Genomic DNA, 15387 nt, shown 5'->3' with positions numbered 1-15387 from the left:
TCAGGAGTGTGTCATGTCGACAACTATTCGCGGACTCTGGCTGGGCAGTGCGGCCTTGCTATTGGCAGGTTGCGCCCAGTTCTCACCGCAACAAATTCAATTTCAGCCGTCGCTTGATGCTGGCAGCCTGCCATCCGGAAACGGGGCGTCGGTCTACGTGTTTACCGAAGATCGGCGCTCCAGCAATCAGATCGGGGTGCGAGGGGGAGCTTATACTGACAGCAGCGTTATTTCCGCTCGTGGCGATTTGCGTGCTGATTTGCAACAACTGTCTGAAAAAGTCATGACTCAGGCTGGCTATCAGTTGGTTGAAATGGATGCTGATGTGGAATTGACCTTTGCTCTGGAAGAGCTGACCTATCGGGTGACCAGCGTTGATGCTGCACGCAAAGAAGCGACGGGTGCCGCACGCTTCTCGGTTCAGGCGGTAGCCGATGGGGCGGTATACTCCAACAGCTTTCGGGCGCAGCGAATGATAGAGACGCTACGTTACCCGAGCGAAGAGGAAAACGCCGACCTTATGAACTACGTTTTCGATGCTGCTCTGGAGCGGATGTATGCAGACCCGGGTTTGGAATCTTTCCTTAACCAGCAATAGGGTCGTTTGGTCAGGGACTTGGCAGGCCGCTACTACTAACTAGTAGAAGCGGCCTTTTTTATTGCTCAACCGGTTTTATCGAGATCGTGCTCCTCGAAATAGGCCGCCATGAAATCAACAAAAGCCCGGCTCTTTGCCGACAGATACCGATTCTCCGGATAAACAACATGAATCGTGCGACTGGGGAAAATGATTTCCGGCAGTAAGTGCACCATTTTCCCACTGGCTAATTCATCACGCACCATATAGTAGGGCAGGGCAGTAATCCCCATGTCGTTCATGGTCGCTTCGCACAGGGTGTCGAGGTCGTTCACGGTAAAGCGCCGGTCTTTGTTTTGAAGTCCGGCTTCTTTGAGAAAGCGTTTAATCCAGCGTGGTTCGGCAAAATCGATGCCTGATACCATCAGGATATGGTGTTCGTACAAATCACCGAGCTTTTTCGGGTGACCGTGCTCATCCAGGTATTTGCGAGTGCCGGTCAGAATCACCTTTTGCTTGGCTACGGGTCTGGCGACCAGGCGGCTATCTTGCAGCGAGCCCAGATGAATGGCCAGGTCGATCCCTTCACGAACCAGATCCAGGCCTTTGTCAGCCAGAATGAGATCAAAATTCACGTGGGGGTATTGTTCCAGAAACTTGGAGAAAATCTTCATCAGCATGGAGCGGCCGAAGGTAGGGGTGGCCGTGATTCTGAGGGTGCCCCGGGGAGATGTTTCCAGGTCCTTGACCATGTGCTCGGCTTCTTCGAGGTCTTCGAGGATCCTGCTGCAACGGTTGAAGAACAACTGGCCTGCCTCGGTGGGGCTGACCGAGCGGGTGGTCCGGTTGAGCAACCGCACGCCGAGCTTGTCTTCCAGCAAGCTGATTTGCTTGCTCACCGCCGAGGGAGTCAGGCCCAACTGGTGCGCAGCGTTAGTGAAGTTGTTGGCTTTCACGACGGTGGTAAAAATGATCAGTGAGTCGAGTCGTGCCATGGCATTACCCTGCTTGGTTTCATGAAACGGTGTTTATACGCCGTATTAGCGCGCTGAAAGTGATAATAATCGCACTTCATCAATAATCCAACCGTATTGATGATTAAATTTTGATAATCCCACTCCCATTTCTGATGGTCGTTACATCGGGTTGCAATCCGTAACTTTACTATTCAATTAATCGGGTAAAGCGATTAAAGATGCACGATGGTGCGCCGTTAACGTCAATGAGATGCCGTAATCAGTCACCGCATTACCGAATCGTCAGGGGAACATTATGAACAGCGCCATTGGTCAATGGAGTCCGCTACCACAATCACTGTCCAGCCAAAGTCGTCCGTCTCAGGAGGGCGGCCAGTCGGCCCGCTCTGGGTTTGATGGACCCGGGCGAGGGGTTGGTGAGGGGCTTGCGACTGCACCTGGTCAGAATCGCGGTGTTGAACGGTCTGACCAGGCAGCACCGGCCACGGACAAACAATTTGATGTCGATGGGCTGGTTAAAAACCTGTGGAGTTTCATGCAGGGGCGGTTGGCTCAGGCTGAGGCGTCGGGTGCATCTGATGCTGAGATGGAGAAAATGTGGCAAGCTGCGGAAAAAGGGCTGAAGCAAGGTTTTGGAGAAGCCCGGGAAGTACTCCAGGCCATGAACAAGATGGATGAAAATCTGGACGCCAAAATCGACAGCGCTTTTCAGGGGTTGACCGATATCCTGGAAGCCCGGGATGTATCTGCGCAAGCGCCGGTTACTGAGTCACCTGAGCGTGAAGCAACATCCTCTGAGAATCGGCGCATCAGCTTGTATCAGTATCAGGAGCAGTCTTTCTCGCTTAACCTCAAAACCGTTGAGGGCGATTCGATTCGAATTCAGGTACGTAACACCCAGGAAGCCGGTGCCGATTTTCAACGTAATGGGGGCGGTGAGTCTCTGAGTTGGGGGCGCTCAAGCAGCAATGATTTCCAACTGAGCATTGAAGGTGACTTGAATGATACTGAGCGAGCCGATCTGAATGCTTTGCTGGCCGATGTAAACGATTTGGCCAATGAGTTTTACGATGGCGATATGGCGCTGGCATGGGAGCAAGCCCAGGCCCTGAGCATCGATGGAACCAGCCTCGCCTCAATGGATTTGCGCATGCGGGAAGTGGAGGCGAAGGGGGTGGCGGCCTATCAGTCGGCCAATACCGATACACAACTGCCGCGGGGTCTTGAGTCGCTTCGTGACTATGCCCGGGACATGATGGCAGCTCAACAGCAATGGATCGACAGCTTCAACAGGCGGGGTGCTTTGCCGGAGGTCATGAAAAATCATCCGTTGAATGACGGCCGTCTTGAAGCGTTCACGCGATCCTTGCTTGGAGGTGAGTGAGCTGCCCGTGGATACCGGTGTTTATTAATCCGGTTGATCGGATCACATAATTCGGACATTCTCACTGGTATTGGTCGCGTGCACTTCTACAATAAAGGTTCAATCAGAGCGGGAGCTTAGTGTGTTGAACCTGACGATGTATACGACCGATGGATGCCATTTGTGTGAATACGCTGAAACGGTTCTAGAAGACGTCGTACTAACGGAGCCAGAACTGACCTGGAAAAAAGTGGACATTGCCAGTCAGGATGACCTGATAGAGCGCTATGGTATTCGCATTCCGGTAATTAGACTCGAGGGTGCGGACTACGATGTAGGCTGGCCATTTTCCGCTGATGATGTACTTCATTACCTCGCACAATTCAAGACGCTGGCTCATCCTACCTAACCAGCGGAAATCAGACAGATAACCCCTTTTTATGCCGTTTAAACGTTGTTTTTTAAACGTGACGCTTGCTTCAGTCGAGACGTCGGCAATGCCGGGCGTTATACTCGCGCCCTCAGTGTTGATTCATAGTGTTTTGGAGTTATAGATGGTCGTTCGAACCTGCACCCTGGTAGCCGTCGCTGCCACTGTTTTGGCAGGCTGTGCCAGCCTGCCCACCCCACGCAGTGAAGCGATTCACTATGCGATGACAACCGATGCCAGTCTGCGTGAACTGGCAAGCCAGTGCCAATCGCTTAGCCCACAGCTTGACTCTCAGGCTAGCCAGACGCAACGTGACTGGTGGCGTCGCAATGGTGCAGCTGTCAGTGCGGCCGACTATGGCTTGCTGCAATTAAACTGGGAACAGGAGACAGCACCGATAGAAGATCAGCGGGCTTACCTGTCGATGCAGGTCATCGAAATGGTTCAGGCGGACGCCCGTGAGCAAGTCGCGAACTGGCTGGACGACCGGCCGGAGCGCAATTGTGCCAGGGAACTGGCTGCTTTCCAGAATGGTGAACGCGACCTGAGTCGTAATTCCGATCATTTTGAAACGCTGGTAGCATTGCAAAATGATGAAAAACAACAAATGGCTGATGTTGATCAGGCTCGGGTTATTAACGCCCGTTACCGTCGCTACGGTCGATCTTTGTTCGTTGTTGAACAAAAACTTCAGGCGCAAGGGTGTAACCAGCCGCAGATTTCCATACTGCGTAATGAATGGCCGCTGGAAGTCTATGACGCCGTTTGCAGCGACAGCAGCTATGTATTGATGCAATGTGAGTGGGGGCGGTGCGATACCCGTCGATAGACCAGAGATGATGTCGGGGCGTGTGCGTGAACGGCACCACAGTCGGGTGTGGTTGTCGGTAGGCGGGCTAGTGGCTGCCGGGTTGATTCTGGCAGCGGTTACGCTGGGATTTCGAGCGCACTATCTTGGCTGGTTTGGCGAGTCGGTTTCCAATGTCGCTAACTGGGGTGCCGACTGGCAGGATTGGCTGGACCAGCAACCCATAGAGCACCCGGCATTGGTTCATCTGATGCCGGGTGGGTGTCTGTGTCGGTTTTTTACAGCCGGGCACGCCGCCGAACTCAGTGCCCGGGCTGACACCCTAGGCTACCATCGCTATCAGGCCGGGGATAATTTCCTCTCCGAAGCACTCGCCGTTCCATTACACACCCGTTCATTCCCCCAATCCCCGGGCCCTATGCTGGCTTTGACAGGTGTAGACGGGCAGATTCGTTATCTGGGGCCATACAGCGATGGGTTGCGCTGTACCACGGCTAATAGCCTGGTTGACGACTGGCTGCCGTTGACTCGGTTGGGCCAGGTATTGCAAGTAGACGCCAATAGCTGCCAGTGCTCAGGCTTTGCGCCTGCAGCGGCCGGTGGTTAATCATCGTGTTTTCGCTCCAGCTCTACTAAACTGAGCCGATACAGGAGCAGTAGCCTTTTACTAAGCCGGGAGAGTCAGATGGCGGGTGTACTCAGCAGTGTCGATAGTCGCACCAATCTGGTCGGACAAAACCGTCTTGAAATCCTGATGTTTCGTTTGAACGGACAGCAAACCTACGCGATAAACGTGTTCAAAGTTCAGGAAGTGATGGCACTGCCCAGGGTAACGCGCATGCCCCAGCGTCATCGTGCTGTTATCGGCGTGGTCTATTTGCGCGGACGCGCTATTCCGGTTATGGACCTGAGTCTTGCGATCGGTATGCGGGCCACGCCGGAAACGGAAGATTCGACGATCATCGTTACTGAATACAACAGTACCGTTCAGGCGTTCCTGGTCGGTCAGATCGATCGCATAGTAAACCTGAACTGGGAAGAAATTCTGCCGCCGCCGTCAGGGGCGGGGCGTCATCATTATCTAACCGCCATTACCCACCATGAAGACCGCATTGTAGAAATCATCGACGTGGAAAAAGTGCTGGCTGAAATTGCGCCTATGAATGCCAAATTGCCTGATGAAATTATGCAGGGAGCCTTTGTCGCTAAAGCTCAGGGTCGCGAGATCGTCATGGTCGATGATTCTCATACGGCGCTTACTCAGGCATCGACGACGTTTGAATCATTGGGTTTGATTGTTCACCGGGCGATGGATGGGGTCGAAGGGTTGGCCTTGCTGCGGCGTCTGGCCGATGAATCCGATACACCGCTGGAAAAACGGTTGTTGATGCTGGTAACCGATGCGGAAATGCCCCGCATGGACGGCTATCGGATGACGACTGAAATTCGCAGCGATCCAAAATTGAAAAATCTCTATATAGCACTGCACACCTCCCTGAGTGGGCAATTCAACAAGGCCATGGTCGAAAAAGTCGGCTGTGACGCCTTTCTGTCAAAATTTCATCCCGAGCAGTTAGCCAATCTGGTGAAAGAACGCATTGAAGCGCTGGAAGAGTGAGGCCGTCTCTGCTCCAATAGAACCAATCAGTGTTCAGGAGCAGCGTCCATGTCTTATCAGGTATCCGTCAGGGAACTATGGGTTTATCCTGTCAAATCATTGGCTGGTCTTCGGGTCGAAGCACTTCAATTTGACGCCAGCGGTCCCGTGGGGGACCGACGTTGGATGCTCGTTGATGAGCGCGGTCGTTTTGTAACCCAGCGCAGTCAGATGTCGATGGCCCGGTATCGCCTAACCGAGCTCGATGGACGTATTCAAATAATCGCTCCCAGCGGACGCACGTTATTGTTGCCTGAACCCCAGTCTTTGCAGTTGTACCCGGAAATAACCGTCACCGTCTGGAAAGATGAGCTGACCGGCTATGAGGTAGACCGCGACGCTTCCGAATGGTTTTCAGTCGAGCTTGGTATGCCGGTGCGACTGGTCTGGCTGGGTAATGCCAGTGAGCGCCGCGTGTCAGATGCCAGGGCCAGTGACTCTGAGCGTGTGGGGTTTGCCGATGGTTATCCGTTGCTGGTGTGCAACCAGGCCAGTATCGACAAACTCGTTGATACTACCGGTATAGAGCTCGAACAGCGTCGCTTCCGACCCAATGTAGTGGTGGACGGGTTGCCGCCGGATCAGGAGCTTGCCCTGGGCGAATGGCATTTCAAGGAGGGTACCCTGGTGCTGCTTAAAGTCTGTGAGCGCTGCAACATTCCGGCGATCGACCCAGAGTCCGGACAATACCAGAAAGCGACGGCGGCCCAGCTGAAATCGGCCTGTCGCTTTGATGGGCGTACAGTCTTTGGGGTCAACGCCGTTGCTCGAGGCGTCCGCAGCCTGCGACCGGGCGACACCGGCCGCTGGGTTCCACTGTAGCCGGTTGTTGAAAAAGGCTTCCGGTCTTTTTCAACACACGATAACCCAAACATCTGATTATTCGTTACCTCGAAAAATCAATGGCTTAGCAGTCAACAATGTTTAAGGACCGCCCATATTCCGGTGGTAACAGGCAACTGAAGTTCTTGGAGTGTCAGCTGCCTGTTAGTGTCCAGAACTACCAAGATCAGCGAGCTGCTCAGGTTGCAACCACCGCGCCAGTGTCCAGTCTTGCTGATCCCGGTCTGCGTATATCTGGGCGTAGGTCAGTACCGATTTGACATAGCCCCGTGTTTCATCAAATGGAATCGATTCAATCCAAATGCTGAGATCACTGGGGTAGCGCTCCTTCCATCGATCCACCCGTGACGGCCCGGCATTGTAAGCGGCTGTGGCATAAACCGGATTGTCGTAGCGGACCATCATACGAGCGAGATACCGCGTGCCCAGATCCAGATTGATGATCGGTTCCGTAATGTCCGACGACACCGTCAGACCCAGTCCATCGGTGTCTGACAAATGTTGTGCGGTATAGGGCATCAGTTGCATAAGACCCATGGCACCGGCCGATGATACAGCCCGGGTCATGTAACCACTTTCCTGTCGTATAACGCCATAGATCCAGTAGGGCGGTACCTGATGCTGTTCTGATACCCGGGTTACAAGGTCATTCCAGGGCGTGGGGTAGCGCAGGTCCAGTTCGTCAAAGCGGCCACTCCAGCCGACGGTTTGCGATGCCTTGTGGTGCCATTGCCATTCAGCCGCCAGATGCGCGGCAGCAAAGTGCTGGTCTGGCTCCATAGGCCTAACGGCCAGGTTCCATTCGATTTGCGCTCGTTCAATGTCTCCGGCTAAAAACAACAGTCTGGCACGCTGCAAGGCAGGCATTTCAGACAGCTGATCTTCTATGTCGTCCAGGCGCACGCTGTTGGCGGGGTTCAGGGCGGCAGGGCGTCCTATCTGGCTGGCTGCCAGGAACCCATAGTAAGAGCGTTGCTGTGATAGTGTCTCGAACCGCAACCGGGCGGCTGTTTTTTCTTCGGTATGGTACAGCGCCTTAGCCGACCAGTATTGCCATTGGTCTCTGTTCTTCAGGGAATCCGGCAACGCCTGATGCAGATCCAGGACCCCTTGCCAGTCGCTCCTTGCCAGCGCCAGTTGCAGACGCCAGTGCTGCACCTCGTTGGATTGGCGACGCGGGTCGGCAATGGTCAGCCAGTAATCTGCCTGGGGCAAAGCCAGTTTTGCCATGGCGATGCCCAGGTGTTCGGAGACGTCCCGAACCTGTGCCTGGGAGAAAGATGGGGTGCTGCGTATCAGGTCAACCCAGAGGTTTGAGGTGTTTTCGGGATTCAGGTAGGCCATTCGGTCTACCGCTGCCAGCGCCAGGTCCCGATGCCAGGCTTTTTCCGGGTGGTAAAGCTGGGAGGCAATGCGCGTCGGGTCATTGTAGACCTCTACCAGCCAGTCGCCACGAGCTTGCCATTCCGGCTCGGTGTACCGTGTGTTCAGGTAGCCAATCAGATTGCCGCTGCGTGCCGCAAAGGCCAGCAGTTGGCGTTGCCAGACCAGCTCGTTGAAATCATCGAGCTCGGGCAGTCGGTCAAGAAAGGGACTGCATGCATCGGCAAGGCCGTAGCCCACAAGCCAGGCTGTCCTGATTTCAGCGACCGGGACTCTGTCTCCCAATGCTTCGCGCGCGCGCCAGGGCTGGCAATTAGAGCCAGTTTCACCACTCGCTGCCAGTGTGTTCAGATAGGGTGACCAGGCTTCCCGGCGGGCCAGTTCATTCAACCAGGGACGACGCGTCGTCCAGGCCGCTGGTTGATGCTCGGGTTCTGTCAGGAACCCCTGAAACCATGCAGCATCGGTTTGTTCAAGATTGTGTTCGACCCAGTGAGTCGCCAGGTGAGGGTAAAGCGGGTGTCCCTGCTGTTGTTGCAACTGGGCAAACGAGAATGCGTTTTCCTCAATGCTGCTTAGCCAGGATGCATAAGCCATGGCATTGACGTCATTTGTTTGGGCGTTGACTGCCACCCAGGGCGCCAGACACAACCCGACGATCAGGGAGCAACTAAACCGGTTTCGCATGCTATAGAAAGCCTTTGCAGTGGACAGGACGAGGGAGCGTCTGCGGAAAGGAAAGCCGCCTTACCAAAGGCTAACCAAACGCACGGGTAACGCAAGGCATGGAGTGTAAAGGGGGGCGGTTTTGGTCCGGGGCAACCTGGGTTTCAGTGCACAGTTTTTAATGCAGTCGGGAGTCTTTCCCGGGTGACGGGAAGGCGAACCCAACAACCGATACTTAGGTTGTCGCGAACTCAAATGCGTTCAATATAAAAACCCCGGCATGTGCCGGGGTTCTTGTGGTGAATGCATCAGGCGTCTGATTCGCTCAGTCGCGCTTTGCGTTTCGATGGCCGCGACAGGCGCCGTTTCAGGTTACCGCCCAGGGTTCTAGCTTGTTCGATCAGAATCAGCATGGCAGGGGTGAAAATCAACGTTAACAGGGTAGCAAAAATCAGCCCCCCGGCAATGGTCGTTGACAGCTGTGTCCACCACTGTGAAGAAGGTGCACCGATCGACCATTGGCGGTCGAACAGGTCGATGGTGAGCTGGTACACCATCGGCAGAAGCCCGAGAATGGTGGTGATGGTCGTCAGCAAAACCGGCCGTAAGCGCTGCGCACAGGTTGTCAGCGCTGCATCGATCGGCGGTACGCCCTGAGAGCGGATCATATTGTAAGTGTCAATCAATACGATGTTGTTGTTCACCACTATGCCGGCCAGCGCAATGATACCCACCCCGCTCATCACAATGCCGAAGCTGGCACCGGTGATGATGATGCCCACCATCACCCCAACTGTTGATAATACGATTGCCGTTAGAATCAACCCGGTTTGCAGAAAGCTGTTGAACTGAGTGACCAGGATGATGACCATAATGAAGATCGCGACCCCAAACGCTTTACCCAGGAACGCCATCGTTTCCGCCTGTTCCTGCTGGTCGCCGACGAACCGGTAAGACACCACAGACGGCAGTTCGCCCGAGGCGTAAGCAGCCTCCAGCTGTTCCTCAATGGCGGCGATAGTGAGGTCAACCCGTTCGCCCGGGTTGACATTGGCTTCTACACTAAGGGTCAGCTTGCCGTCGGTTCGGAAAATGTCACCTTGTTTGTTTTGCGCCGAGCGCTCTATAAAGTTGCTAATGGGCACCTGTTCGCCTCGGGACGTGACTGTCAGCCGGTCGATCTGATCCAGTTCGCGACCGTCGAAGGGGTAGCGAATACGAATATCGAGTTCGTCATCTGCATCGTTGGGGCGATAACTGCCGACATTCAGGCCATTGGTGATCATCTGGATGGACGATCCGACAGTACCCAGGTCCACGCCAAAGCGGCTGGCTTGCTCCCGGTCGACTTGCACCAGCCATTCAAGACCGGGCAGTGGGCGGTTATCACTGACGTCCTGGATCTGGTCATACTGCCGAATCTGACCGACAACCTGTTCAACAGTAGCGTACAGGGCTTCCATGTTGTCGGAGAAGAATTGCAGTTGAATGTCGATGCCTGTGGTTGGCCCCATCTGCGCCTGCTGGGCCTCTACCAAAATACCGGGGATGTCTGAAGCGACGTTAACCGCCTGGTTCATCACGGTGTCGGATCCCGGCCGCAGGGTCCAGTCAACGAACTCCAGCATCAGCACGCCGATGGCGTCTTCCGGATAATCGCGAAGGGGAATAGCGGTGACCTTGGACGTCACCGTCTTGATGGCATCCTGCTCAACCAGCCGCTCTTCCACCTGTCGTACCAGCGCATTGCGTTCCTGCAGCGACAGGTTGCCTCGGGCCCGAACGACCAGGCTGCCGAAGTCCGAATCAACTTCAGGGAAGAATTCGACATTGGTCGAGCGTGCCGAGAACAGGGTGACGATCACGGCGATAATAATGCCAATGAGCACCAGAGCCAGCCAGGGCCGAACCAGCAAGGGTTTCAGGAATCGAATGTAGACGCCCAGGCCCCCTCGTATGTCATCCAGTTTGCCATGGTCAATGGCATCCATGGCCAGTCGCTTGCTTTCCGAGACTCGGGCTGGTTTGCCAAATAAGGTGCCAAAGGCTGGAACCGCGATCAGCGCCATAACCAGTGACGCGGTCAGCGTGATCAGGACGGTTTTGGGCAGGTAGCCCATGAACTCGCCTGCAATACCCGGCCAGAACAACAATGGCATGAACACCGCCAGGGTGGTGGCGGTTGAGGCTGTAATCGGCCACGCCATGCGGGTAGCGGCTTCACGGTAGGCACTGCGGCGGTTGGCGCCCTCTGACATGCGCCGGTCGGCGTACTCGGTGACGACAATGGCGCCATCGACCAGCATGCCGACACTGAGGATTAATGCGAACAGCACTACAATGTTCAGCGTGATGCCCAGCATATTCAGCACGAGAATGGCGGCCAGGAAGCTTGACGGAATCGCCAGGCCAACCAGGATTGCGCTGCGTACGCCCAGAGCCCAGACGATCACCACAAATACCAGCAAGGTGGCCAGTAGAACCGAGTTGAACAGATCATCCAACTGCTGAATGATCATTACTGACTGATCCTGGGTATAGTTGACCTGAATGCCTTCTGGCCAGTTTGGCCGAACCTCATCAATAACTGACTTGACCTGAGCAATGGTCTCAATGATGTTTTCGCCGGCACGCTTGGTTACTTCCAGTGTTACGGCCGGTTGACCGTTTACCCGAGAAATATTGTCAGCGTCCTTATAGGTGCGCTGACCAACGGCGATGTCGCGAAAACGCACGACGGTGTCACCGTCTACCTTGACCGGCAGGTTCAGAATGTCCTCTTCGGTCTCTATCAGACCTGGAACTTTCACGGAAAAACGACCGGCACCTGTATCGAGGTTTCCGGCGGCAATAAGCTGGTTGTTGCGGCTGACCAGTTGAGCCAGCTCCCCGTGAGAGATGTTGTAGCTGGCCATAAGCGCCGGGTCGATGATGATTTCCGCCACTTCTTCACGTTTACCGCTGATGGGCGATTCCAGCACCCCACGAACCGCTTCGATCCGGTCTTTCAGATCTTCCGCGACCGTAAACAGAATGCGCTCATCAACATCGCCGGACAGAGACACATTGATGACGGGAAACAGGGACAGGTTGATCTCCTGAACCGAGGGCTCGTCGGCTTCACCGGGCAGGTTGTTTTTCGCCTTGTCGACGCGGTCGCGTACATCGGTGAGGGCTTCATCGATATCGACGCCTATGTCGAATTCCAGGGTCAGGGTAGCGCGGCCTTCACTGGCAGTGCTGACCAGTTCTTTCATGCCTTCCAGGCCCTGAAGCTCTTGCTCCAGGGGTCTGACCAGCAATCGGTCGGCGTCTTCCGGAGAAATACCTTCCAGGCCTGTGCCGACGTAGACATAAGGGATGGTCACGTCGGGCTGAGCTTCTTTCGGAATGGTTTGTAACGCGACCAGCCCGGCAATGAAAATCAGGGCAAAAAACAGCAGAACGGTCCGAACCCGGTTCAGCGCTGCATGGATGATGCTGAGCATGGTGTTCTCCTGTTACAGGCCCGCAGCCAGATTGTCTTCCTGTTCGACCATGACCGGGTCGACCTGTTCGCCGATATTGACAAAGCCTTGCCCGACAACGATCAGTCTGGCCTGGTCGGGAATGCCGGATACCCAGACGCCGCCGGTATCAGAGCGCACTATGCTCAACTCACTGAATTGCACGATGTTGTTTTCCGCCAGTGTTTTCACACCCAGCCTCCCGGCTTCATTGATATTGAGCAGGGCCGGACTGATGTAGTGTGCGGGTACCTGATCCAGACTGACGATGGCCGTAGCGGTTGCGCCAGCAACCTGCTTCGGGCTTTCTTCAATGACGATTTCTACCTTGAAAGTTCGAGTCGCGGGGTTCGCGACGGCCCCGATGTAGTCGATGGTGCCATTCATGGTTTCACCGGTGAGCAACGTCACAGTCGCTTCCTGACCAAGACGAAGCGGGCCGACATCGGCTTCCGGAACATTGCCGATGACTTTCAGTTCAGAAAAATCATAGAGTTCGGCAATGGCATCACCCGGGCGCACGTAGGTGCCAATCTCGATGCCGCTGCTGTCCATAATGCCAGCAAAGGGCGCGCGAATAGAGGTGTTGGCGAACGAACGTTCCAGCGATTCAAGCTCAGCCCGGGCCTGCTCATATTGAGTCAGGGTGGCCGCGGCCTGAGCCCGGTTTTGCAGGCCTTCGTTGCGCAGACGCTGGGCGCCTTCATATTCAAGTCGGGTTTGCTCCTGATAAGCCCGGGCCTGACGCAGGCGGGCTTCCAGGTCTTGCGGATCAAGCCGGGCAATGACTTCATTAGCGCTTACCCGATCTCCTTTGGCCTTGAGGACTTCAATAACCCGCCCGGTAGCCTCACTGGTTACCGAAACGGTGCGGGCCGGCTGGGTTACCCCGTTGAGTTGCAGTGTGCGCCGCACCTCCGCCTCGTTCAGAACGGTGGCCTGAACTTTGGGCACCAGACTGCGCTCCGTTGCCGATTGTTCTGGAGTTTCGGCAGCGACCTCGTCACTGTTGCCGGTATATAGCCATGCCCCCGCGCCAATCACCATAAGAACTGCGATAATAGGGCCGGTTGGAATATGTTTTGCCACGAATGTATACCTCTGGGAAAATCTCGCCCACCATAGAAGAGTCGCAATAGCCCTGACAGTGCCAAAAGTAAGTCGGCACCGGTCAGGCGCTACTCTACGCCCCTACTGTTAATAAGGATCATGAATGAGTCTGGTTGTTTTTGACCGCGTTACCTTCGCACTGGGTGCTGCGCCGTTGCTGGATGAAGCGTCGCTGATTATAGAGCCAGGTGAACGTCTCTGTCTGGTAGGCAAGAACGGTGCCGGTAAATCGACACTGCTGAGTTTGCTGAACGGGCAGCGCACACCCGATGACGGTCAGATTCGGGTGCGTCAGGGTGTTACCCTGGCGCAACTTCAACAAGATCTGCCCGAAGGGGACGATCGCCTGGTCAGTGACGTGGTGCTTGAAGGCCTGGGAGAGCTGGGTCGCGCGCTGGCAGCCTATGATCACGAAAGTCTGCAACCCGACCCCAACCTGTCTCGTCTGGAATCCCTGCAACACACCATTGAACTGGGCGACGGCTGGCAAATACACGCGACGCTGGCTGCGATACTGACTCGATTGAAGCTTGATGGCGAGGTCGCATTTAAGACATTGTCGGGTGGCTGGCGCCGGCGTGTGCTATTGGCGAGGGCTCTTATCAGCCGCCCCGATATCCTGATACTCGACGAACCGACCAACCACCTTGATATCGCCATGGTGGAATGGCTTGAAGGGTTTCTGCTGGACTACCCCGGCGCCATCGTATTCGTGTCACACGATCGGCGCTTCATCGACCGGGTCGCCACCCGCATCGTCGAGCTGGACCGGGGTCACCTGAACACCTTTCCGGCGCCCTATGATGCCTATCTGGAGGCCAAAGACGCGCGTCTGGCTGAAGAGGAAATTCATCGGCGTCATATGGATAAAAAGCTGGCCGATGAAGAGGTGTGGATTCGTCAGGGCATTAAGGCGCGTCGTACCCGCAATGAGGGCCGGGTTAGAGCCTTGCAGGCATTGCGTAAGGAAGTCAGTCAGCGGCGTGGGCAGACCGGTCAGAGTGACTTTGACATTGAAGCGGCCGATCGCAGTGGCAAGCAGGTCGTTGTGCTTGAACACGTGACCTTTGGTTATGGTGACAACCGGCTAGTCGATAATTTCACTGGCCTGATCAACCGGGGCGATCGCATTGCGTTGCTCGGTCCGAACGGGATCGGTAAGAGCACCCTTATCCAGTTGATGTTGCAACAGATTAAGCCGACTCAGGGGGTAGTGGAGCAGGGCACCAAGCTGGAAGTGGCTTATTTCGATCAGGCCAGAGCCCGCATGGACCCGGAAAAAACCGTTATGGATGCGGTCGCCGAAGGTCGTGAATTCCTCGAGCTGGGGGGGCGTCGGCGCCATGTGATCAGCTACCTTGAGGATTTTCTGTTCGCCCCTGAGCGAGCTCGTATGAAGGTGAAGCAGCTATCCGGTGGCGAAACCAATAGATTGTTGCTGGCGCGGCTATTCAGTCAGCCTGCCAACTTTCTGGTGCTCGATGAGCCAACCAACGACCTTGATATCGAAACGCTGGAGATGCTGGTGGACCGGCTCAGTGAGTTTGACGGCACCTTGTTGTTGGTCAGTCACGACCGCTACTTCATTGATCAACTGGCGACCCGAACCTGGGCATTCGAAGGCAATGGCGCCCTGCGCCAATACGCCGGTGGCTATGAGGATTGGAAAATACAGGGAGGTCAGTGGCCAGATACTAGCCAGCAGACGCCTAAGGCAGCACCGGGGCAGCAGAGCAAAGAACCGGCTGTAAGCACCCCCGGATCAGTTAACAAACCCGCGAAAAAACTGTCGTTCAAAGAGCAGCGCGAGTTTGATCAGTTACCGGCCGATATCGAAGCCCTGGAGCAAGAGATTGGACGATTGGAAGCTGACATCAATCAACCCGGGTTTTATGAACAACCTTCAGACAAAACCCAGCCGGTGTTGCAGGCTTTGACGACAGCGCAGCAATCACTGGAAGTACGATTTGAGCGTTGGGCCGAGCTGGAAGAAAAACACAATTGATAACAATGTTGCGGGTAGATTCTGCGCTAGGGATCTTCCCGCCTTTGCCCAATAAAGAAACA

The 15387-nt window shown here is 55.2% G+C and carries 12 protein-coding genes; 8 read left to right on the top strand and 4 right to left on the bottom strand.

Annotated features, from left to right (window positions below):
* Window positions 1-13: 13 nt before the first annotated feature.
* A complete protein-coding gene (locus G565_RS0104000) occupies window positions 14-598 on the top strand; it encodes a YajG family lipoprotein (RefSeq protein WP_028669805.1) in 585 nt (194 codons plus the stop codon).
* A 65-nt stretch (window positions 599-663) separates the two neighbouring features.
* On the opposite strand, the gene G565_RS0103995 is transcribed toward G565_RS0104000, so the two are convergent.
* Entirely contained in the window at window positions 664-1572 is a 909-nt protein-coding gene (locus G565_RS0103995) for a LysR family transcriptional regulator (RefSeq protein ID WP_028669804.1), read from the bottom strand.
* Window positions 1573-1849: 277 nt separating this feature from the next.
* Here G565_RS0103995 and G565_RS0103990 point away from each other — a divergent pair, with 277 nt between their 5' ends.
* The 6 genes from G565_RS0103990 (at window position 1850) to G565_RS0103965 (ending at window position 6634) form a co-directional block, all read left to right on the top strand.
* The gene (locus tag G565_RS0103990; protein ID WP_028669803.1) at window positions 1850-2938 is read left to right on the top strand and encodes a DUF5610 domain-containing protein; all 1089 of its coding nucleotides are present in this window, start codon (window positions 1850-1852) and stop codon (window positions 2936-2938) included.
* 121 nt (window positions 2939-3059) lie between these two features.
* Window positions 3060-3326 carry a glutaredoxin family protein gene (locus tag G565_RS0103985; protein WP_051207280.1) on the top strand — a complete coding sequence of 89 codons (267 nt, stop codon included), beginning with the start codon at window positions 3060-3062 and terminating at the stop codon, window positions 3324-3326.
* Window positions 3327-3471: 145 nt separating this feature from the next.
* Window positions 3472-4176, top strand: a complete 705-nt coding sequence (locus tag G565_RS0103980) for a hypothetical protein (protein ID WP_028669801.1) — start codon at window positions 3472-3474, stop codon at window positions 4174-4176.
* Window positions 4177-4183: 7 nt separating this feature from the next.
* Window positions 4184-4762 (top strand): DUF6436 domain-containing protein, encoded by a 579-nt coding sequence (locus tag G565_RS0103975; protein ID WP_028669800.1) that lies wholly within the window; start codon window positions 4184-4186, stop codon window positions 4760-4762.
* Between the two features lie 78 nt (window positions 4763-4840).
* Window positions 4841-5773 (top strand): chemotaxis protein, encoded by a 933-nt coding sequence (locus G565_RS0103970; protein WP_028669799.1) that lies wholly within the window; start codon window positions 4841-4843, stop codon window positions 5771-5773.
* A 48-nt stretch (window positions 5774-5821) separates the two neighbouring features.
* The gene (locus tag G565_RS0103965; RefSeq protein WP_028669798.1) at window positions 5822-6634 is read left to right on the top strand and encodes an MOSC domain-containing protein; all 813 of its coding nucleotides are present in this window, start codon (window positions 5822-5824) and stop codon (window positions 6632-6634) included.
* 165 nt (window positions 6635-6799) lie between these two features.
* Here G565_RS0103965 and G565_RS0103960 read toward each other — a convergent pair whose 3' ends face one another.
* The 3 genes from G565_RS0103960 to G565_RS22875 all read right to left on the bottom strand — a co-directional run bounded on the left by G565_RS0103960 (window position 6800) and on the right by G565_RS22875 (window position 13299).
* Window positions 6800-8725, bottom strand: coding sequence for a lytic transglycosylase domain-containing protein (locus G565_RS0103960; RefSeq protein ID WP_028669797.1), 1926 nt, complete (start codon window positions 8723-8725; stop codon window positions 6800-6802).
* Window positions 8726-9012: 287 nt separating this feature from the next.
* On the bottom strand, window positions 9013-12192 hold the full coding sequence (locus G565_RS22880; RefSeq protein ID WP_084649213.1) for an efflux RND transporter permease subunit: 3180 nt from the start codon (window positions 12190-12192) through the stop codon (window positions 9013-9015).
* Window positions 12193-12204: 12 nt separating this feature from the next.
* On the bottom strand, window positions 12205-13299 hold the full coding sequence (locus G565_RS22875) for an efflux RND transporter periplasmic adaptor subunit (RefSeq protein ID WP_157599995.1): 1095 nt from the start codon (window positions 13297-13299) through the stop codon (window positions 12205-12207).
* Between the two features lie 124 nt (window positions 13300-13423).
* On the opposite strand from G565_RS22875, the gene G565_RS0103945 reads away from it, so the two are divergent.
* Window positions 13424-15325: an ATP-binding cassette domain-containing protein gene (locus G565_RS0103945; protein WP_028669796.1), complete on the top strand. Its 1902-nt coding sequence runs from the start codon at window positions 13424-13426 to the stop codon at window positions 15323-15325.
* The last annotated feature ends 62 nt before the right edge of the window (window positions 15326-15387 follow it).

The sequence above is a fragment of the Saccharospirillum impatiens DSM 12546 genome, assembly GCF_000423605.1.
Lineage (GTDB): Bacteria > Pseudomonadota > Gammaproteobacteria > Pseudomonadales > Natronospirillaceae > Saccharospirillum > Saccharospirillum impatiens.
The sequence above is the reverse complement of the archived record's forward strand: the minus strand, read 5'-3'. Positions and strand labels throughout refer to the sequence as shown.